We start from the raw sequence: 22,289 nt of genomic DNA, 5'->3' as shown, positions 1-22,289 counted from the left end.
AAGGAATTCAACATGCTGATAAGGACATTGCTAACCCTACTGCTTCTATCACCCACCACTAGCCTGGCGGAAGTCTACCGCTGGGTAGACTCAGAAGGCCGCACCCATTTTGGTGACCGCCCGCCAGCGCAGGCGGCCAGTCAGGAAGTCAAAGTGGAGTCCGCGCCGGCCCGGGTGGATGACGCCGCCCGTGACCGTCAGCAGAAGATGAATGCGTTCCTGGAACAGAGGCAGCAGGAGCGGGATCAGCAGCGTGCTGCGGATGCCAAGGCCGAGAAGCAGGCAGCGAAGCGTGCGGAACTATGTACCAGGCTTCGTGCGCGCCTCAAGCACATGGACAGCGTCTCGACCTTCTATAACCTGAATGAGGAGGGTGAGCGGGTGTTCGTCAGTGAGTCGGAGAACACCCGGATCCGGGAACGTTTCCGCAAGAAGGTGAACGAAACCTGTAGCGGTTGAAGCTGGAATGAAGTCTCACGGGAAACAGGAAGTTTCCCCCTGTCTGATGCAAGGGATTTGCAATGTTTTCACGTCTACTCGCAACGGCCAGTCGTTGTGTTCTTATTATCCAACTCCTGTTTGTGGGGATTTCCGAGGCGGCTCCGCCAGGCGTGCCGCTGGCGGATGTTTATCAGCAGGGGATGTCTCTTGAAGGTTACTGGGTCAGTGAGAAGTATGATGGCGTCAGGGCCTATTGGGATGGCTCCCGGCTGTTGTCCAGACAGGGAAATGTGTTCCATGCACCCGACTGGTTCATCCGGGATCTGCCGGATCGGCCGTTGGATGGTGAGTTGTGGATGGGCCGCGAACGGTTTGCCGAGTTGTCGGGTGCGGTCCGGCGGCTGGAGCCCCGTGACAGCGACTGGCGGAAGATTCGCTTCATGGTGTTTGATATGCCCTGGCAGGATCGGCCTTTCAGTGAGCGCCTGAAGATACTCCGCTCCACGGTCAGCGAGGTTGGCATTGATCACCTGGTCCTGGTCGAACAACGTGCGGCAACTGACCATCAGCAGCTGATGCAACAGTTGGACGAGGTGATTGCCCGCGGTGGCGAGGGGTTGATGCTCAAGCATGGGGACAGTCTGTACCGAGCGGGGCGATCGCGGGATCTACTTAAGGTAAAGCGTTATCAGGATGCCGAGGCGGTGGTCCGTGGGCATCTGCCGGGAAAGGGGCGGTTGAGGGGAAAAATGGGGGCGCTGCTGGTGGAACTCGACAGTGGCCGAAAGCTTCGCATTGGTACTGGTTTCACGGACGAGGAGCGTGACGATCCTCCTCCTGAAGGGGCAGTCATCACGTTCAGGTACAGCGGCCATACGAGTACCGGCCTGCCAAGGTTCGCCAGTTATATTCGAACTCGTGATGATGAGCCTGCGGTCTCTGTAACTGAATCTGATTGAGTGTTGTCACACCATACGTCTGGGCCTGTGCTACGTTTAAAGAGTTCCCGACCGGGTTTTATGCTTTGGCGGGATCAATGTGAATTCGTCATCGGAATGCCTAAACGCAGTGTCAAGCTGACAGGAGGCGGGAAATGGAAGCGAAATCCGCAAAAGACGATTACAGTCGTGTCAAAGAGGACCTTCAGGCCCTGAGGGAAGACCTTGCTCAACTGACAAAAGCCGTTGCTGATGGACAGAAAAGCAACATCAGCAGTCTGAAGGACGAAGTGGTTCGCGAGAGCCGAGAAGCGCTGGATCATGTGCGCATGCGCAGTGATGAAGCCCTGAATCGCGCCCGTGATGCAGGAAGCAAGGCGGTTCATGATGTGGAGCACCAAATCGAGGAGCGGCCTTTCCTCAGTATTCTCATCATGTTTCTTGCCGGGATTCTGGTCGGGCGCCTGCTCGATCGTTGATCATGCTTGATTCCCCGAGAGTTCAGAGTGCCGTGCGCAAGGCCGTTGCCGCCGTGCTTGGCTTTATGCTGGCGCTGGTCTTGCTCACTGCACTGCTGATTACCGGGTTCTATATGCTGGTCACCGCCGCGACGTTGACCCTGACCCCTGTCATGGGGGAATCCGCGGCCATGGCCGTGGTCGGCGCGAGCTGTTTTCTCTTGCTGGCCCTGGTGTTCTATCGTCTGACGCGTCCGGCCCGGAGTTTGTCGAAAGGCGCTCCATCCCGCTCCGGTGCTGGTTCTCCAGTGCAGGTTTTGCGTGAGCTGATTCGTCAGAATCCCCTTGAATCGGCGTTGGCGGCGTTTGCCCTTGGCATCGCCGAGGAGGGAGATCCGCGCCTCAAGTCGTTGTTGCTGCAGGGAGGCATGGTGCTGATGAAAGAGGCGGAGGCCCAAGCGGAGCAGGGCCGGGATGCTGGCGAGGAAACGCCGGCTGGCGGCGAGGCCGCCTGAGGGCCAGTTGCAACTGTGCCATAGCCGGGTGAAGGTTCGGCCAATCGCTGTGCTGGTTATCCCGGTAGACTGGTGCGTCTACATAATCAGTTGGACGCGCAAGAGCATGAAGTCAGACACCCGCCCGGTTTGGCAAAGACACGCCTCGGCAATCCTCAGCGGTTTCCTCGGAGACTGGCTGGAGGAGCGAAACAATCCGTTGGCGGTTCCCATGGAGGTTTTCCACGGACACGGCCCGCTGGACTACCGGGCCCCGCAGCTGGAAACCCCCGGTTCCACTCTTTGCCTCTCAATTCATGGGCTAATGGAGCTGGAGTCCGTATGGACGTTCCCAGGGCGGAGCGGATTGAGTTACGGCTCCCTGCTGACCAGTGCCTCCCGGGAGATCACACCGCTTACCCTGCGCTATAACACGGGAAGGCCCATTTACCGGAATGGTGAAGCGCTGGCGGCAGTGCTGGAAGAGTTGGTGTCTTCCTGGCCGGTTCCGTTGGAGCGTATCGTTCTCATGGGCCATAGTATGGGAGGGCTGTTGATCCGCAGTGCCTGTCATTATGGGCAAGCTCTGAACCATCGCTGGATGGAGCGCTTGACTGACTGCGTCTATCTTGGCTCGCCTCACGACGGTTCCTGGCTGGCAAAAGGGGCGAAAGCCACTGCGGATCTGCTCAATCGAGCTCCCCGTGACTATTTGCGAGTCGCCGGTGAAGTGATTGATCTGCGCAGCGAAGGCATCCGCAATCTTTCCAGGGGCGATGTGGTGCCAGAGGGGCAGGTAGAGCCGCCCCTGGTTCCGGGGGTACGGCATTTTGTGGTGTGTGGATTGTTGGCCCGTTCCCGGACGCATCCGGTGAATGCCCTGTTCGGGGATGCGCTGGTCCATGAGGCCAGTGCCCGTGGTGAAGAACGCACCGGATGGAAACTTGCCGGCATGGCGAGCTTTCCGGGGGTGGATCACATTCGTCTGGCGCATCATCCCGATGTGGCCCGGCAACTGGTGGAGTGGTTGCTATGAAAACCGAAAATGAACATGGTCGTGAGTGGTGGCTGGGCGTCGCGGATGTGTTGACCCATGGTATTGCGCAGGGTGCCGGAAAACTGGAACGGGTGCACCTGTCCATTGCCGATGAGACCTTCAATGTGCTGCACCGCATTCCCGTGACCCGACCCTGGAGTCAGGCCGTTAGGCTCACGCACCACAAACTATCGAAACTCTCCTATCGGAGCGTTGCAGCAGTGGCTTCAGGCGCAGGGCAGCTGCTTACGCCCCCGGACGGGCACCGCTAGCTTGCACACGCACCGGCTGTGGCCTCCTTGCCTGCAGTCGGTGCTATGAGTTCTTACTGAACGTTCTCCTGCTCGCCAAACCTATCCGCGAACAGCGCAGACGACAGATAGCGCTCGGCGGAGTCCGGAAGTACCACCACAATATTCTTGCCTTTGTTCTCTGGCTGTTTGCTGACCCGTATCGCCGCGACAACCGCCGCACCGCAGGATATTCCGCAGAGAATCCCCTCTTCCTGAATCAGTCGGTGCGCCATGGCAATGGCATCGTCATTACTGACCGTTTCCACCTGGTCCACCAGGTAAAGGTCGAGGTTTTTAGGCACGAAACCGGCACCAATACCCTGAATTTTGTGGGGTGAGGGTTTCGGCTCCTCGCCCGCCATTACCTGCGTAATGATCGGGGAATCCGTAGGTTCCACAGCTACCGTGGTAATGTCCTTGCCCTTGGTGTGCTTGATGTACCGCGATACCCCGGTGAGCGTGCCGCCGGTTCCGACACCGGAAACGAATATATCAACCTCGCCATCGGTGTCGTCCCAGATTTCCGGGCCGGTGGTGTCCTCGTGAATGCGGGGGTTGGCCGGGTTATCGAACTGCTGGGGCATGAAGTGGTGCTCGGGGTCGGAGGCCACGATTTCCTCGGCCCGGGCGATGGCGCCCGGCATACCCTTGGCCGGCTCGGTCAGCACCAGCTCTGCGCCCAGGGCCTTGAGCACCTTGCGACGTTCCAGGCTCATCGACGATGGCATGGTCAGGATCAGTTTGTAGCCCCGGGCAGCTGCGACGAACGCCAGGGCGATACCGGTGTTGCCGCTGGTGGGTTCGACAATGGTAGTTCCCGGTTTCAGAACGCCCCGTTTCTCGGCATCCCAGATCATGGCGGCGCCAATGCGGCATTTCACCGAATACGCCGGGTTGCGACCCTCAATTTTGGCCCAGATAGTGGCACCGTCATTAACCCGGTTGAGTTTGACCAGCGGGGTGTTGCCGATCGACAGAGAGTTATCTTGATAGATTTTCGCCATGGGTTTCTCCTTGTGGTTGGCTCTATCCTGGTAAGTCGTGAAGATCAGAAACTCCTCTCCACCATGGCGTTCAATGTTAGCATGGCTGGTTTACGGGCGTATCGGAACGGATCCATGGGACTTTTATTCGAAGAAATCGACAGTCAACCCTCACTGCTGGGGGAGATAACCCTGCGCCGCCGGCGGATTCCCGCCCTCGGCGAGCGGGATATCTATGAAGTGAAGCTGGGCGAAGAATTCCTGATGTCCAGCATGTTCGTGGACGCCGAGGTCGCCCTGGCGGACCTGGGGCTCGAGATGACCGAAGGTCAGGCGCTGAAGGTGGTGGTTGGCGGCCTGGGACTGGGTTACACCGCGGAAGCCGCTCTCCGGCACGATCGGGTCGAAGAACTGCTGGTGGTCGATGCCCTCGACACTGTGATCCGCTGGCACCAACAGGAAAAAGTGCCCCTGGGCAAAGTACTCAATGCCGATGATCGCTGTCGTTACGTGCTCGGCAGTTTCTTTGACCTGGCAGTGTCCGAAGCGGGCTTTGACCCGGAACAGCCGGGGAAACTGTTCGATGCCATCCTGCTGGACATCGACCATTCACCACGAGCGCTTCTGCACGACTCCAACGCCAGTTTCTACACCGAAGACAGTCTTGGCAAAATGGCGGTCCACCTGCGCCCTGGCGGGGTGTTCGCCATGTGGTCCAATGATCCACCGGATGAGGCGTTCATGGCCACACTGCGAACCCTGTTCACTGATGTGGACGCGCGGGTGGTGTCGTTCTTCAATCCGTTCCAGAACCGGGAATCCACCAACACGGTGTTTCTCGCCCGTAAACCGGTCAGCTGACCTTGCGACCGGTGTAGTCGGAAAAATCCGGCTTGCGGGGGCGGTGCTGATCGTCGGTCATGTAGGCTGAGGTGAGAATGAACTCCGCGGTGGCGCGATTGCAGGCCACCGGAATGTTCCACAGGGCCGCGATGCGCAACAGGGCCTTGATGTCCGGATCGTGGGGCTGGGGTTCCAGGGGATCCCAGAAAAAGACCAGCAGGTCGATCTCACCTTCGGCGATCTTGGCCCCGATCTGTTGGTCCCCGCCCAGGGGGCCGCTCAAAAGGCAATGGATGTCATCGCGCCCGAGGTTTTCTCCCAGTAACCGGCCGGTGGTGCCGGTGGCATACAGGGCCAGTTGCGCGAAGCGGGTCTGGTTCTCTGATACCCAGTCCACCAGTTCCTTCTTCTTGTTGTCGTGTGCCACCAGGGCAACGGATTTCACAGCCATTTGCGGTAAAGTCTCCTTGATTTGCGATCAATCTGTTTGCCAGTGTTTCATAACCTGGCGATCTGCGGAATAGGACAGAGGTGTGATGAAGACAACAACCATAGATTGGGCGACCACTCCGGCCGCGGTCTGGCGCCGCCACCGATCCGGTCTGAGGGTGATTCGCCGCCTGGATCCGATACAGTGGCAGGCGCTGACCGGCATCGAGCGCCAACAGGAGGCGCTGGCACGGAATACCGAGCGTTTCCTCGCCGGGGAGCCGTCCAACAATGCGTTACTCTGGGGTTCCAGGGGCACCGGCAAGTCGTCGTTGATCAAGGCACTGCTGAACCGGTACCAGAATCGGGGCTTGCGGATGATCGAAGTCGACAAGGACGACCTGGTGACGCTGCCGGAGATCGTGGATGATATCTGCGACCTGCCGTTCCGCTTCGTGATTTTCTGCGATGACCTGTCGTTTGATGTGGGTGAGTCCGGTTACAAGGCCCTCAAGAGCGTGTTGGAGGGCTCGCTGGAACTGCCGCCGGAAAACGTGCGGGTTTACGCCACTTCCAACCGCCGACACCTGATGCCCGAGTTCATGTCCGACAACCTGAAAAGCGAGATGCGCGATGGCGAGCTGCATCCGGCGGAAGCCATCGAGGAGCAGGTGTCCCTGGCGGACCGGTTCGGGTTGCAGCTGTCGTTCTATCCGTTTTCCCAGGACGTGTATCTGCAGGCAGTGGATGCGCTGTTTCCGGACGTGGCAGACCGGGACGAACTGCATCGGGAGGCGATCCGTTTTGCCACTGCCAAGGGTGTTCGCAATGGCCGTACTGCCCAGCAGTTCTTCCGGCAGTACGCCGGGAACGACCAGCCGAAGCGGTAGCTGAAAGTGCGGCTATTGTCGCTTTGCCATGCGGATAAAGCGATGGTGTACCACCCGGACGCCCGTATACACCAGAGCCATCACCACGGGAATGGCAATGCCCAGTACCAGTGACTTGTTGATGTCGAACCCGGCTTGGTAAACGGAATCCAGCCCCAGTTTGAGCAGGCCGATCAGGTAATAGGTGATGGCCACCACCGAGAAGCCTTCCACGGTGTGCTGCATCATCAGCTGGATCTTGGAGCGCCGGTCCATGGAACTCAGTAGCTGCTGGTTCTGATTCTGGATCGCCAGTTCCACCCGGGTGCGCATCATGTCCGAGGCGCGGTCCACCCGGCGGGACAGGTCTTCCAGACGCTCGCTGACGGCTTTGCAGGTTTCCACCGCCGGGGTCAGTCGCCGGGTCATGAATTCGGTGATGGTCAGGTGTCCGGACAGTTCATCTTCACGGAGTGCCTCCAGTCTTGTCAGCACCAGCCGGTGGTAGGCCCGGGTGGCCGAGAAGCGGAAGGTGGAATGGGCCCTGAAGGCTTCGATTCGGGCCGCGATGGCGGTCAGTTCGGCCAGCAGTGCGGGCTCGTCCACATCGTCATTGTCCGCCAGGGATTGGGTGATCACCGCCAGTTTCTGGTCCATGTCGTTGAGGGACGGCGAGGTTTCCCGTGCCAGCGGCAGTGCCAGCAGCGACATCAGCCGGTAGGTCTCTATTTCCATCAGGCGCTGGGTCAGGCGGCCAAGTTGGCTGTCGGACATGTGGTGGTTCGCCACCAGGAAACGGCCGAAACCATCACTGTGAAGCTGGAAGGTGCCCCAGACTCGTGCCGCACCCTCCTGGGGGCTACTGCCCACCAGCCTGTGGCCTTCGAAATGCTGGCGTACGTAATTCAGGTCTTCCATCCCTTGCCCGGCCTGGGTTTGCAGGTGGACGTGAAACGCGGCGATGACGGTACCTGTCAGCTTATCGAGCCAGCCGTCCGGAAGCAGGCTGATGCCGGTTTCCGCGAAGGGCGCGCCGGTTTCCGCCGGGTCCAGGTTAATGAAGGTGTAGGCCGCAAATTCCATGTGCATTTCGCGCCGCACTCTGAGGTTGCCAAAGGTTTTCTCGAAGCAACTGACTTCCTGTGCGGGTTCCGGCTGGCCCAGAAGGCGATGCAGTTCCTGTAGATGCTGGAACTGGGCCTCACGCTCATCGGACGTGGTGAGCACGGCAATGTGGGTCACCCGGGCAGGCGTTGGCAATACCTGGAAGGGGCGGGAATGCAGCTCGTCATACAGGTCGTCCCGTAACGGGTGAATGGCAAGGGCTGAAAGGCTTGATCCCACGCTGATTGGTCTCCACGGTGTCAGTTGGCTTGAATCCTGGGCAGGTCACAAGGTTAGGGGAAAGTCAGACGGGGGGAAATACGACCAGTGGCGGGTCTGCGTCGTCTGAAAGTCGCTCACTGGTTTGGTAAGGGGATATGCCTGGGCAGGCTGACGGTAAACAGTACGCCATTGGCCTCATTGCTTGCGGTCACCGTTCCGCCATGATGTTCGGCAATCAGCTTCACGATCAGCAGACCCTGCCCCAGGTGTCCTTCCTGCGTGCCTTTTCGTATGGATACAAACGGGTTGAAAATATCGGAGTTCAGGTGCTCCGGCAGCGGTGGCCCCTGATTAAATACCTCCAGTTCAAGGCTCTTGCCCTGCGGTGAAAGTCGGATTTCGATTAATTCTCCGGTGGCGGTGAAATCCCGGGCATTATCCACCAGCTTGTCCAGCAACTGGACGATCAGTTCTGGTGATCCGTTCATGGCACAGCCCCGTGCCGGACCTTTGTAGACAATCCGGTGATTCGCATCCAGTTGCTGGTAGGCTCGGGTGGTCTGGTCCGTCACCTCAGCCAGATCGAAGCGTTCCTTCTCGGCATGGTCGAAACTCTGTTCCAGTCTGGCGGCCTCACTCATGCCGTTAAGAATCTGGCTGAGCCGACCGGTGGCAGTGGTGGCCCGCTCGATATAGTTGTGACGTTCGCTGTCGGATTCGGCGTGACGCAGATTTTCCAGTGAGGAGCGTACTACGGCCACTGGTGTTTTCAGTTCGTGGGACAGCCGGCGGGAGAAGCTTTCCAGGTATTCGTTGTAGCCTTGTAGCCGGTCGACCATCTGACCAAACTGCTGGTGCAGTTGTCCCAGTTCATCCCGGGCCCGCGTCTCCGGCAAAGTGCCGATGATACGGCCGTCATCGTCAACGCTGGCACTGACCGCCCGCTGTAACCGGGTGATCCGCCAGGACAGCCAGCTGACGTAGCCCAGCAGCACCAGCATGAGCCCCACCACCAGCAGGGTGCTGCGGGCGATCACCGACCCCAGGGTATTGCCGGACAGCGACAGCAACTGGTCCAGCGACTGTTCAAGAACCAGGATGCGGCCGTTGAACACCGGCTGCGTCACCATCAGGAGGCTGTCGCCATCGCTGTGGCGTACCAGGCCACTATCAGGGAGAGTGTTGGGGTTGGGCCGGATGGAGGATTCGTCAATCGACTGAGGGTCCGGTTGATAGAACCGCACCAGTGATCTGAGGCCGTTGAGGGCAATCTGCTCCACCACTTCCATCGGGCTGAGGGTGTCGAACTCCGGTCGGTTGTCCTTGTTTGCCACCGCCTGGCGGGCAATGACCCAGCCCGCCGGCTCCAGTACCCGCAGATGCTGGCCGCTGGCCATCTGGCTTGAGAGTTGTTGTTCCAGCCGGGGGAGTCGTGTCACAAGCACTGGTGGCGGGTCGATGGCTGTGCCAGCCGAGTCGATACCGTCCTTGCCCGGCCACTCGGCGACCAGACCGAGGCGGCTGTCTTTTGTCGGCAGCGGCAGTTTCAGCTCCAGTTGGTAACCGTTTTCCACACTCTGCCAGTAGCCGGTAATACGGAAATCATTGTTGGGGTCACGACCAGTGGTGATGGCATTGACGCGTCCGGGAGCCGGTGTCCGGATGATCCGCTCGGATCGGTTATTGCCCTCGGTGCTTACCAGGCGCAAGCGATCGTGCGGCTGGTCAGGCGAGCCGGGGTTGAAGTAACGAATGCCGGGATGTTCTACCCGAATCAGAAGGTACAGGTAGCGTTGGTCAGTGGCCGCCTGCCAGCGCAGGGCAGACGTCTTGGTGTCGGTCCGACTGTTCTGCCAATCCTGTTGTGAAAGCTCTTCGTTGTATCTGGGCCAATCATCGCCATAACCGTCCATGCGGGGCGGTTGGGTGACCGGATGAGCGTATATAACGGGGTTGCCGGATGGCACCACGGAGTTGCCAATCAGCAGGTCACCGGCAGTTTCCGCCATCCGTCTGGCCTGTTCCTGTAGCTGATCCGTGGCCTGTTCCCGCAGCGCTTCATCCAGTTCCAGCACAAACTGCAGGCCGGCCCAGGGAATCAGCAGCATCAGCAGGCTGGCGACGATCAGCTGGCGTTTCAGGCTCAAGGTTTACACCTCATGGGCATTCCAGCGATAGCCCATGCCGTAGGCGGTCTGTATGCCGTCGAAATCGCTGTCCAGCTGCTGGAACTTGCGGCGGATGCGCTTGATGTGGGATGTCACGGTGTTGTCGTCCAGCACGGTGCTGGCGGCTTCCATCAACTGATCCCGGCTGCGCACGTGGCCTGGATGCTGGACCAGGGAGTGGAGCATCCAGAATTCGGTGACCGTCAGGTCGACAGGCTGGTTTCCCCAGTCGGCCGTCATGCGGTCCACGTTCAGCGTCAGTTTGCCCCGCTGAAGCACTTCGTCGGGTTTCTTCAGCGCCTCCGCCCAGGCATCGGCCCGGCGTAGCAGGGCGGTGACCCGCGCCAGCAGGTGATCAAGGCTCATGTCCTTGGTGACGTAGTCGTCCGCCCCCAGGCGCAGGCCATGGACCGAATCGATGTCGCTGTCCCGTGCCGTGAGGAAGATGATCGGAAGGGTCTTCGACAGGCTCCTCAGATCCTGGCACAGGGTGAAGCCACCTTCCGGCTCATCCCCCAGGCCGACGTCGATGATGGCCAGATCCGGCAGGCTGTGGCGCAGTACCTGAAAGGCACTGCTGCGGTCACCATAGGCGGACACGCGATAGCCACGGCGCTCGAAAGCGTCCCGGTAGTTTTCGCGAATGGCGGGTTCGTCCTCGATCAAGACAATGTGCCGCTTCATGTGTCCTTTCAGTCCTTTCCGGCGAGTACAGGTAATGTGCAGCGTCTATTTAATCACGCCTGCGCACGATCACAAGGAAACGGGGCACCTTTGCCACAATTCATCATAATTGGCCGGCGCACTGCCAGATTCTGACACAGGATGACCGCTTCCATGAGTTGAAATCAGCATCACGATTCACAAAAAAGAAAGGAATCCAACGATGCTGACCAGTGCTGTAGCAACCTCATCCCGCGGTGCGGCCACTCGCCCGGCCCCGCGTCGCGTTATCCGCTTTATGGAAAGCGTCAGCCTCTGGCTGGCCTTCCTGCTGATGCTCGCCAGCCACTCAATGATGGCGGAAGCCATGGAGACTTCTGTCCAGACCGAGGGCGCCGGCGCCTTCCATTTTGTCGACAGCGCCGGCCAATGGCAGGAACCCGCCACCCTGCTGACCACCGATTACCGGGTCACGGTCAGCGGTCTGATCGCCGATACCCGTTTGCGCCAGAGCTTCGAGAACACCAGCCAGCAGTGGCGGGAAGGTGTGTTTGTGTTCCCGCTACCCGAGAATGCCAGCGTTTACGCCCTGACCATGACCGCCGGAGAGCGAGTGATCGTGGGTGAAATCAAGGAGCGCGCCGAAGCCAAACGGCAGTACGATCAGGCTAAAAAAGAGGGGCGCAGGGCGGCCCGGGTGGACCAGCAGCGACCCAACCTGTTCACTACCCGCCTGGCCAACATTCCACCGGGTGAGACGGTCACTGTGGAGCTGCACTACCAGCAGGCGGTGCGCTACCAGTCCGGTGAGTTTGAACTGCGACTGCCCACCACCCTGACGCCCCGTTACATGCAGGGAACGCCCATCGCCGATGGACCGAAGCAGTGGCAGGGCGGCTGGGCTACTCCCACGACCCAGGTTCCCGATGCTGACAAGATCAGCCCCTATACTGTGCTGCCGGAGGACGTGGGCCCGGACAGCCATCGCGCAAAGGTGGAACTGGTGATCAACGCCGGCCTCCCGGTTGCTGCGGTTGCCAGCCCGAGTCATGGTCTTACCAGCACCTGGAGCGGCGACGTCGTTACGGTCACCCCCGACAATGGCACGATACTGATGGACCAGGATCTGGTGGTGCGCTGGTCCCCGGTGCGGGGGCAGGAACCCTCGGCAGCCGTATTCCACGAGCGGTGGCAGGGTGAGGACTACCTATTGGCCCTGCTGGTGCCGGGCCTGACTCAGGATCGCCAGTTGCCCCGGGAGCTGATCTTCGTGATCGACACCTCCGGCTCAATGGCTGGCCAGTCCATCCGTCAGGCCCGGGCCTCGCTGTTGCGGGGACTGGATACCCTGGGGTCGGCTGACCGCTTCAACGTCATCCAGTTCAACAGCCAGACCAGCAGTCTGCACCCGCAAGCGGTACCCGCGGACAGTTACAACCTGGACCAGGCCCGGCGCTACGTCCGCAATCTGACCGCTGATGGAGGTACTGAAATGGCCTCGGCACTGGATGTAGCGTTGAGGCAAAGTGACGGCGGGGCGGATGAAAACGCCGCCGGATACGTCCGCCAGGTTGTATTCATGACCGACGGTGCGGTAGGCAATGAGGCCGCGCTGTTCGCCAGAATCCGTCAGCAGTTGGGTGACAGCCGGCTGTTCACCGTGGGCATCGGCTCAGCGCCCAATATGCATTTCATGCGCGAGGCGGCCCGCTATGGCCGTGGCACCTATACCGCCATCAGCGACCTGGGCGATGTGTCCGGGCCGCTGGATGAACTGTTCAGTAAGATGCAGTCACCGGTGCTGACGGATATCCGGGCCCGGTGGCCGGACCAGCAGGCGGCGTCGGAGAGTTTCCCCAGGCGAACCGGTGACCTGTTCAAGGGTGAACCCATGGTGCAGGTGACCCGGGGCAGGGCCGCCCACGGTGAGCTGGCCGTATCCGGCCGGCTGCCCGATGGCAGCCGCTGGGAACAATCCCTGGACCTGCAACAGGCAGCGCCTGGCAAGGGCCTGCATCGTTACTGGGCGCGGGAGAAAATCGACAGTCTGCTGGACACCGGCCTGTCCGGGCAGGTGGATGAGTCCACCAGGGAGGAGGTTACCAGCCTCGCCCTGGAGCACCAACTTATGACCCGATACACCAGTTTTGTGGCGCTGGATAAGACCCCGGTGCGGGAGGTCGGAACCGACCTGGAAACCGAGCACCTGCCCACACTGCTGCCCGCCGGTAGCCAGCCCGGTATGTTGCGGTATCCCCAGACCGCCACCCTCTCGCCGTTGCTGGTCGCCCTGGGGCTGCTGGGTCTTATGTTCTCGTCGGCGGCGCTGATGGTGCATCGGAGGGTGTTCGCATGAATCGCCTGTTCCTGTTGATGGTAATGATGTCCGCCACGGTACTGACCGCCGGGTTGTGGATTCCCTTCAAGGCCGTGGTGGCCCAGGAGCTTCTGGAACTGGCCTGGGCCGAGAGCCAGGCCCGGCAGACCGAGACCCGCCCCTGGCCCTGGGCCGACACCTGGCCGGTGGCCCGGCTGTCATTGCCCGAACTGGGTCAGTCACTGATTGTGCTGGAAGGTGCCCATGGCGAAAGCCTCGCCTTTGGACCCGGGCAGGTACTGGGCAATGCCGCCGGCTCGGGCCCGGTGGTGATTGCCGGCCACCGGGACACCCATTTCAGCAGTCTGCGTCACCTGGAGCAGGGCAGTGAGCTGAGGCTGCAGACCCGTTCTGGTCGCTGGTACAGCTATCGAGTCGATAATGTGCGGATTGTTGACAGCCGCCATGAGCGGATCGATACCGGCCAGCTTGGGGACGACACCCTGCTGCTGGTGACCTGCTATCCTTTTGACAGCCTCGATAACCGTGGTCCCCTGCGTTACGTCGTGGAAGCGCGGTCCGGTCAGCCTGCGGTTGTCAGCAATGCTCATACCCCCGTACAAATTGATACTGTCGCGGGGTTGTGAAGATGGCTTACACTTGCACGCCAAATTATGTAAACGGGTTGTTGTTCCATGGGTGTCCTGAGAAAAATTCTGGCCTGGCTGAGTGTGCCGGTTATCTGTGTTCTGGCGTTGTTGCTCTATATCGCGCGGCCATTCAATCCGGACAACAACCGGCTATTCGGCCGGCTGGTTGCCCGGGTGGGGCGGTTTATTCTGGGGATGGAGCGACCGCTGAGCGGGCAGGAGAATATGCCCCGGGACCGACCAACGGTTGTCATCGCCAACCATCAGCACAACGACGATCTGTTCCTGATGGGGGACCTGTTGCCGCCGCGAACGGTCACCGTCGGTAAGTTGTCGTTGGTCTGGATCCCTTTTTTCGGTCAGATATTCTGGCTTGGCGGGAATGTGGTTCTTGATCGTGCCCGCTCCCATAAAGCCGTTGCGGTGATGCAGGTGACCAGTGACGCCATCGTACAGGAACGCAAAAGCCTGTGGATCTTCCCGGAAGGTACCCGCAGCCGCGGGCGCGGCCTGCAGAAATTCAAGAAAGGCGCCTTTCATGCTGCGGTGGCTTCCGGTGCCCCGATCACCATGGTGTGTGCCAGTCAGTATGAGGATGGCACCCTCGGCTGGTCCGGTCGCCGCGAGCGAGTATCGATCCGGATTCTTCCTCCCGTTGAAACCTCAGGTCTGACCACCGCTGACATTCCCGAGTTGATGGCGCGTTGTCATCGTGAGATGGAAGCCGCTATTTCTGCCATGTCGTAAGCGGATGTTCTTGAAGCAGAACAGAAAACAGGGCAGTCTTTCGGGGTCTGAACTATTCGTCCGAAAGGCTGGGAGAAGCGTGTTATGAATCTGATTCTGTTTCTGATCATCGGTGGTGTTGCCGGCTGGCTGGCCGGTCTGATCATGAAGGGCCGTGGCTTTGGTGTGCTGGCCAATATCGGTATCGGCATTGTGGGCTCTTTTATTGGCGGCTTTGTCTTCCGCCTGCTCGGGCTCGCGGCCCAGGGCGCTGTCGGTGAGCTGGTGACCGCGACCGTCGGCGCGGTTTTGCTCCTGGCCATCGTCAGCGCGATCAAGAAGGCCTGAGCATGATCGTACCTGTTACTGCGGTATTCGCAGCCGTTATCGGTCTGTTGTTGCTGGTGTTGTCGACCCACGTGGTGCGTTTTCGCCTGAAATACCAGAAGGGTATGGGGGTGACCGATGACCGGGATTTTGAAGCAGCGGTACGGGCCCATGCCAACCTGGTGGAGTATGCGCCACTTGGACTGCTCATGCTGGGGCTGGCCGAGCTCAATGGCATATCCGGGCATCTGATCTACTGGGTGGGTATGGCGCTCGTTGTCGGGCGTATTCTGCACGCCTGGGGCATGATTAACGGTCGCGGTGGCACTCACAAGGCCAGGATGGCAGGCATGGCCCTGACCTGGCTGGCAATCCTCGTGACGGCGTTGCTTTTGTTTTGGAATGTGTTTCAGGTCTATGGTTGAGTGAGATCTCAGGAGGAAGGTTACTTCCTGACTCTCCCTCCAGCCACTTGTAGAAATATCCTCAGAGTGCCGCGGCCATTTCCTGGGTCAGATATTCCAGCTCCAGGCGGCGGTTTGCGGCCCGATCTTCCGGCCGTGCCAGGGGTCGTGCGCTGCCCCAGCCACTGACGACAATCTGGGATTCCCTCACGCCTTCCTGCATAAGTTGGCGGGCGACGGCGGTCGCCCTGAGACGGGACAGGAAACCGTTGTAGTCCTCGGCGCCGAAATTGTCAGCGTGACCGTGGATATGAACGCGCACGCCAGGCTGTTGGCGCAGATAGGCCGCATGCTGGCGCAGGATCTCAACGTCCTGGCTGTCCAGCGTGTGTTTGTTAAAGCCATAGTGGAAACGCAGTCGGTGTGGCTTGCGAGGGCTGCTTTCAACTGCAGACAGGATAAGGCCAGCCTCCACAGCGGCCCTTGCCAGCAATTCCGGGTTGTCCAGTACGAGTACGGTCATGTCAGTGTCCTTGTTTCCGGGGTCTACCGCTGCTCCTGGCTATTGTTTAACTAGTCGGGCCCAACGGCAATTGGCGAATGGTCGATAACGGGCATGTCACGCCTTACCGGTTGCCCCCGATTGAATGACATGTGTGTGAACATGGTGTGACAGCCATCCAATAATGGGGGTGTGAAATACCCTGACTGTCATTTGAGCGCGAAAAGCTGGCCATGCTGTGGTAAAAAGCAGTGTTTCAGGGACAGATTATGATGAATTGTGACCGCCTATGCTGATTATTCCTGCCGAGAACGCCGTTAACTGGCGACAGCCGCCCTGGGTAACCCTGGGCCTGATTGCAACCTGCCTGCTCGTTTTCCTGTTTTATCAGGGCGGTGACAACCGCTTGATGGAAGAAGCGATTGAGGAATACCTGGCGTCCGACTTGCCCGAACTGGAAGCGCCGGTCTATGAGGAGTACCTGCAACGGGAGATCCGTTTTCAGGGTGAATCCGAGCGTATCCTGGAATTGCGGGATTTCCAGCAGTTGCGGGAATCCGGTGAAGAGATCTGGGTAGCGGTCAGTTTGTTGGTCAATCCCGAATTTTACCAGTACATGCGGGAGAACCGGGAATTGCTCTGGGCGCCTGCCCAGAGACAGCAATGGCTTGAACAGCGCACCGCAATCCAGGCCCGCTACATCGATCGTCTCAGCTCCAATCAGCTGGGACTGGTGCCTGCGGAATTGTCGTTGTACACCCTGATTACCTATCAGTTCCTGCACGGTGGCTGGGGCCATATCATCGGTAACCTTCTGTTCCTGTTCCTGCTGGGGTTCACTGTGGAAAAAGCCCTGGGCCCCGGTCGATACCTGCTGGCGTACCTGTTGTGTGGTGTCCTGTCCGGGCTGGTTTTTACGGCCTTTTCCCTGGGCAGCCCGGTGCCCCTGGTCGGCGCCTCTGGTTCCATTTCCGGGCTGATGGGGATGTACGTAGCCATCTACGGCTTGCAGAAGATCCGCTTTTTCTACTTTATTGGCGTTTACTTCAATTACTTTCGGGCACCGGCGTTGGCAATCCTGCCGGTCTGGCTCGGTAAGGAAATCTACGATTACTGGTTCGCCGGCGCCACCGGAATAGCCTACATGGCCCACGCCGGTGGTCTGATTGGCGGCGCGGCCCTGGTGTGGCTGCTGGGCAAGAGCGTACTGCAGGTGCGCGAGACGTTTTTCGAACCGGAGGAGGAAGAGCAGGACGAGCGCTTTACCACCGCCTACGCCCAGGCGATGGGCAGCCTGGGCCGTATGGAGTTCGAGGTGGCTCGCCGGCAGTTTGAAGCCTTGTGGGAGCGGTATCCCGATCGACCCATTTTGCTGGAGCACCTGTATCAGCTGGCGAAACTGCGGCCGGACTTACCGGAATACCGCGATCGAACCCGCGAACTGATGAACGAAACCATCAGCCGCCGCCAACCGGAACGCCTGGTGGAAATCTGGCAGGAATACCTCGGTAAGGGGGAAGGGTATTCGCCCTTGGCCGCTGAAGATCACAACCGGGTGTTATTCACCAGCCTGCGTCATGATGACCTGAAGGCGGCGGAAAAGGCCTTTGAGCGCTTGCGCAGCACCGGCGATGATTTGCTGACCGACGAGGCTTGTCGGCTACTGGTGGAAGAATTCGAGAAACGCCAGATGGGACCCAAGGCCCGTCACTACCGGCAGTTGTTGCCGGCTAACTGAGGGTGTACGAAAAGTGTGGGGTGGGGCTTTCCAAAACACGCTGTGAATACATCCCTGTACGCTCCGCTCCGCCATCCATGGCTCCGCAGGGTTTTGGAAAGCCCCACCCCACACTTTCCTATATCGGCCTGGTGGTCGCGGCTGTTTACTCTTCCACCAGGAACGACGCCTTCGGGCCCTTCAACGGCTCCCGTTTTTCTGCCTGCTTGAGATAAGTCGCAATCTGTTCGTGTACCGGGTGATTCACGCAGCGTTTCTGGACATAGTTGAGAAAGGCCGTGGCCTTTTCCCACTGATTCAGGCCGTTGGCCAGGGCCTGTGCCACAAGGATGTAGGCCGGCGCCAGTTCGTTGCTTTCCGGAAAACGTTTGTGGAAGTCCTGCATCAGTTTCAGCAGGGTCTTGAAGTGGCCGCGATAGTAGAGCGCCCGCGCGCATTGCACTGCCAGTTCCGGATCATTGAGGCGGAAGCCGGGATCTGTCCGATGCAGGGTTTCCAGTAGCCGGGCAATGCCGTCTCCGTCATTGCGGGCAGCCAGCCACCCGAGCAGTTGCGGGTGGTAGCGGGTCAGTTCGGCGGTATCGTTGCGGGCGTCCAGTAACTGGTAGAACTGGCCAAGACGCAGGTTGTTGTGGGGATCCTTCTTCAGGGCTTCCTTCAGCATGGCGTGAACCCGGTCGTAGTTGCCGTCCTTGAGGTTCATGTCGATGTCGGCATCCAGGCGGACGCTCCGGTCCTTTTTATGGGAAGGCGTCTTATCCTCCGTTTCCTGAAAGTCGCTGGCGAACCCCAGTTCTTCCTGATACTGGAACAACAGATAACCCAGCATATGGAACAGGATCAGCGTAAAGGTGCTGTTCAGGAAGCCGGCCAGGGGCTGGGAGAACCACAGGGGGAAGTGGTTGACCGCAAAGTCCTGGGCGGCGCCGGAAGCCAGGGTCAGCAGTATCAGGTAGCCGTAGAGCAGGAAGTAGGGGGTGCCGATACGGGAGATCAGTACCGCCAGGTTCATCGGATTCACGGCCGCGCCGACGGAATGCTCCATGGCGAGTACCATGATGCTGGCGGGCAGGGCGAGGACAACAAACGCCAGCACCAACAGCATCAGTAGCGGCCCGCCGATCATCGCGGCCGCGCCCACCAGCCCGCCCATCAGGGCAAAAACCAGCAATTGCAGGATGACAATGTCAAAGCCGCTGCCGGTAAAGGCGACCGCCAGAGGCGGAGGCTTCATATGGCCTTCGGCGGTGTGGTTGATGACGGCATAGGTGTATTTCAGCAGAGCCACGGCCAGTAGCAGGGTGACGATGATCCCCACAATGTTGGGCGTGGTCAGCAGTGGTACCAGGGTGCAGATGGCGATGACCAGCAAGGGATCGGTATGGAACGGGTAACGGAAAAACGCCCCGAGCCGATTCCAGAACGGCACCGCCTCCGTTGCCGCACCAAGGTAGCGCATGACTCGGCTACAGTGTGGGCAAAGGGCCTGGCGTTTGCGGCTATCGGCATCTGGCATACAGCGGCTACAGTAATGAATCTGGCACTCGCCGCAGTGCCATTTGGCAGGGTCGCCCGGGTGGTAATGACAATCGTGTTTCACAATCAACCTGGTTCTGGTCCATCAGAGGATCGGGGCCTAATAATGACAGAAGCCTGGCCGTCGCCACAATGGACCGGGTCGACAATTGTTCGCTTTTGAGCCCGTGGCATTCATCGGAGTGATCACGAGCATTCATGCAACAGTGGTTGAAGTCTCGCCAATCGCTGCAATAGTTATAGGTGACTTCTCATACAGGCGCATTTACCCCAATCTATTCAAAACCAGTTGGAGTACATTGGGGTAAAGGCGCCTGTATAGCCTTCCGAAATGTTCGGATAACGACGAAAAAGGAGGCATCTCATGTCGACTGACAGTCCTGGTAAAGACAGCCTGAAAACCTTTTCCAGCCTCAAGGCTGGCGGTAAAACCTTCCATTATTACAGCCTGCCCAAGGCAGCGGACACGCTCGGGGATCTCAACCGTTTACCTTTTTCCCTGAAAGTATTGCTGGAGAACCTGCTGCGCAACGAAGACGACACCACGGTGGATCGAAGTCACATCGATGCCATGGTGCAGTGGATGAAGGATCGCAAATCCGACACCGAGATCCAGTTCCGCCCGGCGCGGGTACTGATGCAGGACTTCACCGGTGTGCCGGGGGTGGTGGATCTCGCCGCCATGCGTGAGGCGGTGAAAGTGGCGGGTAAGGATCCGGCGATGATCAACCCGTTGTCGCCGGTGGATCTGGTCATCGACCACTCGGTCATGGTGGACAACTTCGGTGATGCGTCTTCCTTCAAGGACAACGTCACCATTGAGATGGAGCGCAATCAGGAGCGGTACGAGTTCCTGCGCTGGGGCCAGCAGGCCTTCGACAATTTCCGTGTGGTACCGCCGGGAACCGGCATTTGTCACCAGGTTAACCTGGAGTATCTCGGCAAGACCGTGTGGCAAAAGGATCAGGATGGCAAGACCATCGCCTACCCGGACACCCTGGTGGGCACCGACTCCCACACCACCATGATCAACGGCCTGGGGATTCTCGGCTGGGGTGTCGGGGGTATCGAAGCCGAAGCCGCGATGCTGGGGCAGCCAGTGTCCATGCTGATTCCGGAAGTGGTGGGCTTCAAGGTCACCGGTAAATTGCGGGAAGGCATCACCGCCACGGACCTGGTGCTGACGGTCACCGAGATGCTGCGTAAGAAAGGCGTTGTCGGCAAGTTCGTCGAGTTTTACGGGGATGGCCTGAAGGACATGCCCGTGGCCGACCGGGCGACCATTGCCAACATGGCGCCGGAGTACGGTGCCACCTGTGGTTTCTTCCCGGTGGACGAGCAGACCATCAAATACATGCGTCTGACCGGTCGGGAGGAAGAGCAGCTCGAACTGGTGGAAGCCTACGCCAAGGCGCAGGGGCTGTGGCGCGAACCAGGGCACGAGCCGGTGTATACCGATACTCTGGAGCTGGATATGGGCGAAGTCGAGGCTAGCCTTGCAGGCCCCAAACGGCCTCAGGATCGGGTCGCCCTGAAGAACATGAAGGCGTCCTTTGAGCTGTTGATGGAAACCGCAGAGGGGACCGGCAGTCGCGAGGCCAATCTCGAATCCGAGGGCGGGCAGACCGCCGTGGGTATCGAGGACAGCTACGAGCACCACGCCAGTCAGCCGATGGAAATGAACGGCGAGAAAACCCGTCTGGACCCGGGCGCCGTGGTGATTGCGGCCATCACATCCTGCACTAACACCTCCAATCCCAGCGTGATGATGGCCGCCGGCCTGATTGCCCAGAAGGCGGTAGCGCGGGGTCTGAAAACCAAACCCTGGGTGAAGACCTCTCTGGCGCCGGGCTCCAAGGTAGTAACCGATTACCTGAGAGTCGGTGGCTTCCAGGACGATCTGGACAAGCTGGGCTTCAATCTGGTGGGTTATGGCTGCACCACCTGTATCGGCAACTCCGGTCCGCTGCCGGAGGCGGTTGAGAAAGCGATTGACGATGGCGACCTGACGGTGGCCTCGGTTCTGTCCGGTAACCGCAACTTCGAGGGGCGTGTGCATCCGCTGGTAAAAACCAACTGGCTGGCTTCACCGCCGTTGGTGGTGGCCTATGCCCTTGCGGGAAATGTCCGGCTGGACCTCTTCAATGACCCCCTGGGTACCGACAAGGATGGCAAACCGGTGTACCTGAAAGATCTCTGGCCCAGCCAGCAGGAAATTGCTGAAGCGGTTGAGAAGGTGAAAACCGACATGTTCCACAAGGAATACGGGGAAGTCTTTGAAGGCGACGACACCTGGAAGGCCATCAAATTCCCGGAGAGCAAGGTGTATGAATGGTCCGACAAGTCCACGTACATTCAGCATCCGCCGTTCTTTGAGGGCATGGGACCGGAGCCGGACCCCATCGAGGACATAAAGGACGCCAACATCCTGGCCTTGCTGGGGGATTCCGTGACCACGGACCATATCTCCCCGGCCGGTTCCTTCAAGCCGGATACGCCAGCCGGCAAGTACCTGCAGGAGCACGGGGTTGACCCCCATGATTTCAACTCCTACGGCTCCCGCCGGGGTAACCACCAGGTCATGATGCGCGGCACCTTTGCCAATGTCCGCATCAAGAATGAGATGCTCGATGGGGTGGAAGGTGGTTACACCAAATTCGTTCCCACTGGCGAACAAATGGCCATCTACGACGCCGCCATGAAGTATCAGGAGCAGGGGACGCCGCTGGTGGTCATCGCCGGCAAGGAATACGGCACCGGCTCCAGTCGCGACTGGGCCGCCAAAGGCACCCGCCTGCTGGGTGTGAAAGCCGTGGTGGCGGAATCCTATGAACGGATTCACCGCTCCAACCTGATTGGTATGGGCGTTATGCCTCTGCAGTTCCCGGAAGGCGTGGATCGCAAGAGCCTGAAGCTCACCGGTGAGGAAACCATCAGCATTGATGGCTTGTCCGGTGACATCAAACCGGGCCAAAGCCTGAAAATGACGGTGAAATACAAGGATGGTTCAACAGAAAGTTGTGAGCTGAAATCCCGGATCGACACAGCGAACGAAGCGGTCTACTTCAAGCACGGGGGCATCCTGCACTATGTGGTGCGGGAGATGCTAAAGTCAGCTTAAAGACGTCGGCTTGACGGTGATGGTCCG

At 59.5% G+C, this 22,289-nt stretch carries 22 protein-coding genes; 15 read left to right on the top strand and 7 right to left on the bottom strand.

The features are described from left to right. The first annotated feature begins 12 nt into the window (after positions 1-12). The 6 genes from Q0Y21_RS07745 (at position 13) to Q0Y21_RS07720 (ending at position 3,639) form a co-directional block, all read left to right on the top strand. Complete coding sequence (locus Q0Y21_RS07745) at positions 13-459, top strand: DUF4124 domain-containing protein (protein WP_297793396.1); 447 nt, start codon at positions 13-15, stop codon at positions 457-459. Positions 460-521: 62 nt separating this feature from the next. Beyond that, on the top strand, positions 522-1,400 hold the full coding sequence (locus tag Q0Y21_RS07740; RefSeq protein ID WP_297793393.1) for a DNA ligase: 879 nt from the start codon (positions 522-524) through the stop codon (positions 1,398-1,400). 134 nt (positions 1,401-1,534) lie between these two features. Beyond that, positions 1,535-1,858, top strand: a complete 324-nt coding sequence (locus tag Q0Y21_RS07735) for a hypothetical protein (RefSeq protein ID WP_297793390.1) — start codon at positions 1,535-1,537, stop codon at positions 1,856-1,858. Between the two features lie 2 nt (positions 1,859-1,860). Then, complete coding sequence (locus tag Q0Y21_RS07730; RefSeq protein WP_297793388.1) at positions 1,861-2,352, top strand: hypothetical protein; 492 nt, start codon at positions 1,861-1,863, stop codon at positions 2,350-2,352. After that, complete coding sequence (locus Q0Y21_RS07725) at positions 2,312-3,367, top strand: hypothetical protein (protein ID WP_297793385.1); 1,056 nt, start codon at positions 2,312-2,314, stop codon at positions 3,365-3,367. Before Q0Y21_RS07730 ends, Q0Y21_RS07725 begins: the two co-directional genes overlap by 41 nt. Then, positions 3,364-3,639 (top strand): hypothetical protein, encoded by a 276-nt coding sequence (locus Q0Y21_RS07720; protein ID WP_297793382.1) that lies wholly within the window; start codon positions 3,364-3,366, stop codon positions 3,637-3,639. Before Q0Y21_RS07725 ends, Q0Y21_RS07720 begins: the two co-directional genes overlap by 4 nt. A gap of 53 nt (positions 3,640-3,692) precedes the next feature. On the opposite strand, the gene cysK is transcribed toward Q0Y21_RS07720, so the two are convergent. Beyond that, positions 3,693-4,664 (bottom strand): cysteine synthase A, encoded by a 972-nt coding sequence (cysK, locus tag Q0Y21_RS07715; protein WP_297793380.1) that lies wholly within the window; start codon positions 4,662-4,664, stop codon positions 3,693-3,695. Positions 4,665-4,778: 114 nt separating this feature from the next. Here cysK and Q0Y21_RS07710 point away from each other — a divergent pair, with 114 nt between their 5' ends. Beyond that, positions 4,779-5,504 carry a spermidine synthase gene (locus Q0Y21_RS07710; RefSeq protein WP_297793377.1) on the top strand — a complete coding sequence of 242 codons (726 nt, stop codon included), beginning with the start codon at positions 4,779-4,781 and terminating at the stop codon, positions 5,502-5,504. Here the strand turns inward: Q0Y21_RS07710 and Q0Y21_RS07705 are convergent. Then, positions 5,497-5,937: a methylglyoxal synthase gene (locus Q0Y21_RS07705; RefSeq protein WP_297793375.1), complete on the bottom strand. Its 441-nt coding sequence runs from the start codon at positions 5,935-5,937 to the stop codon at positions 5,497-5,499. The genes Q0Y21_RS07710 and Q0Y21_RS07705 overlap by 8 nt on opposite strands. A gap of 85 nt (positions 5,938-6,022) precedes the next feature. Between Q0Y21_RS07705 and Q0Y21_RS07700 the strand changes: the two genes are divergently transcribed. After that, the gene (locus tag Q0Y21_RS07700; RefSeq protein ID WP_297793373.1) at positions 6,023-6,805 is read left to right on the top strand and encodes an ATP-binding protein; all 783 of its coding nucleotides are present in this window, start codon (positions 6,023-6,025) and stop codon (positions 6,803-6,805) included. Between the two features lie 12 nt (positions 6,806-6,817). On the opposite strand, the gene Q0Y21_RS07695 is transcribed toward Q0Y21_RS07700, so the two are convergent. The 3 genes from Q0Y21_RS07695 to pdsR form a co-directional block, all read right to left on the bottom strand. After that, the gene (locus tag Q0Y21_RS07695; RefSeq protein WP_297793370.1) at positions 6,818-8,128 is read right to left on the bottom strand and encodes a DUF3422 domain-containing protein; all 1,311 of its coding nucleotides are present in this window, start codon (positions 8,126-8,128) and stop codon (positions 6,818-6,820) included. A gap of 116 nt (positions 8,129-8,244) precedes the next feature. Next, positions 8,245-10,257: an ATP-binding protein gene (locus Q0Y21_RS07690; RefSeq protein WP_297793367.1), complete on the bottom strand. Its 2,013-nt coding sequence runs from the start codon at positions 10,255-10,257 to the stop codon at positions 8,245-8,247. A gap of 3 nt (positions 10,258-10,260) precedes the next feature. Continuing rightward, a complete protein-coding gene (pdsR, locus tag Q0Y21_RS07685; protein WP_297793362.1) occupies positions 10,261-10,962 on the bottom strand; it encodes a proteobacterial dedicated sortase system response regulator in 702 nt (233 codons plus the stop codon). A gap of 202 nt (positions 10,963-11,164) precedes the next feature. Here pdsR and Q0Y21_RS07680 point away from each other — a divergent pair, with 202 nt between their 5' ends. The 5 genes from Q0Y21_RS07680 (at position 11,165) to Q0Y21_RS07660 (ending at position 15,386) form a co-directional block, all read left to right on the top strand. Beyond that, complete coding sequence (locus Q0Y21_RS07680) at positions 11,165-13,297, top strand: marine proteobacterial sortase target protein (protein WP_297793360.1); 2,133 nt, start codon at positions 11,165-11,167, stop codon at positions 13,295-13,297. Next, a complete protein-coding gene (locus Q0Y21_RS07675) occupies positions 13,294-13,905 on the top strand; it encodes a class GN sortase (RefSeq protein WP_297793358.1) in 612 nt (203 codons plus the stop codon). The genes Q0Y21_RS07680 and Q0Y21_RS07675 overlap by 4 nt, the downstream gene beginning before the upstream one ends. Before the next feature lie 48 nt (positions 13,906-13,953). Continuing rightward, on the top strand, positions 13,954-14,655 hold the full coding sequence (locus tag Q0Y21_RS07670; protein WP_297793355.1) for a 1-acylglycerol-3-phosphate O-acyltransferase: 702 nt from the start codon (positions 13,954-13,956) through the stop codon (positions 14,653-14,655). An 84-nt stretch (positions 14,656-14,739) separates the two neighbouring features. Then, positions 14,740-14,982 (top strand): GlsB/YeaQ/YmgE family stress response membrane protein, encoded by a 243-nt coding sequence (locus Q0Y21_RS07665; RefSeq protein WP_127334016.1) that lies wholly within the window; start codon positions 14,740-14,742, stop codon positions 14,980-14,982. 2 nt (positions 14,983-14,984) lie between these two features. Continuing rightward, on the top strand, positions 14,985-15,386 hold the full coding sequence (locus tag Q0Y21_RS07660) for an MAPEG family protein (protein WP_297793353.1): 402 nt from the start codon (positions 14,985-14,987) through the stop codon (positions 15,384-15,386). A 61-nt stretch (positions 15,387-15,447) separates the two neighbouring features. On the opposite strand, the gene Q0Y21_RS07655 is transcribed toward Q0Y21_RS07660, so the two are convergent. Continuing rightward, complete coding sequence (locus Q0Y21_RS07655) at positions 15,448-15,888, bottom strand: OmpA family protein (protein WP_297793350.1); 441 nt, start codon at positions 15,886-15,888, stop codon at positions 15,448-15,450. 268 nt (positions 15,889-16,156) lie between these two features. On the opposite strand from Q0Y21_RS07655, the gene Q0Y21_RS07650 reads away from it, so the two are divergent. Then, the gene (locus Q0Y21_RS07650; protein ID WP_297793348.1) at positions 16,157-17,605 is read left to right on the top strand and encodes a rhomboid family intramembrane serine protease; all 1,449 of its coding nucleotides are present in this window, start codon (positions 16,157-16,159) and stop codon (positions 17,603-17,605) included. Positions 17,606-17,750: 145 nt separating this feature from the next. Here the strand turns inward: Q0Y21_RS07650 and Q0Y21_RS07645 are convergent, their stop codons facing one another. After that, positions 17,751-19,205 carry a hypothetical protein gene (locus Q0Y21_RS07645; protein WP_297793345.1) on the bottom strand — a complete coding sequence of 485 codons (1,455 nt, stop codon included), beginning with the start codon at positions 19,203-19,205 and terminating at the stop codon, positions 17,751-17,753. A gap of 300 nt (positions 19,206-19,505) precedes the next feature. Between Q0Y21_RS07645 and acnA the strand changes: the two genes are divergently transcribed. Beyond that, positions 19,506-22,262, top strand: a complete 2,757-nt coding sequence (acnA, locus tag Q0Y21_RS07640) for an aconitate hydratase AcnA (protein WP_297793342.1) — start codon at positions 19,506-19,508, stop codon at positions 22,260-22,262. Positions 22,263-22,289 lie beyond the last annotated feature (27 nt).

It is taken from the genome of uncultured Marinobacter sp. (genome assembly GCF_947259545.1).
Classification (GTDB): Bacteria; Pseudomonadota; Gammaproteobacteria; order Pseudomonadales; family Oleiphilaceae; genus Marinobacter.
This window is presented reverse-complemented; position numbering and strand designations above follow the sequence as displayed.